The 211-nt window shown below is 77.3% G+C and carries 1 pseudogene; it reads left to right on the top strand.

The annotated features are described in order from the left end of the window. Positions 1-211: pseudogene (locus tag G3I53_RS14320) on the top strand (bifunctional ADP-dependent NAD(P)H-hydrate dehydratase/NAD(P)H-hydrate epimerase); the annotation flags it as partial.

Genomic DNA, 211 nt, shown 5'->3' on the forward strand with positions numbered 1-211 from the left:
ATCGACCCCGCGCGGGAGTACGCCGGGTCGGTGCGGCTCGTCGACATCGGACTGACCCTGCCGGCCGAGCCGGAACTGGAAGCCCTCCAGCACGCCGACGTGGCCCGGCTCCTGCCCGTGCCGGGCGCCGAGAGCGACAAGTACCGCCGGGGCGTCGTGGGCGTCGCCGCCGGCTCCGCCCGCTACCCCGGCGCAGCCGTGCTCGCCGTCG

The sequence above is a fragment of the Streptomyces sp. SID14436 genome (assembly GCF_010548465.1).
Taxonomy (GTDB): Bacteria; Actinomycetota; Actinomycetes; order Streptomycetales; family Streptomycetaceae; genus Streptomyces.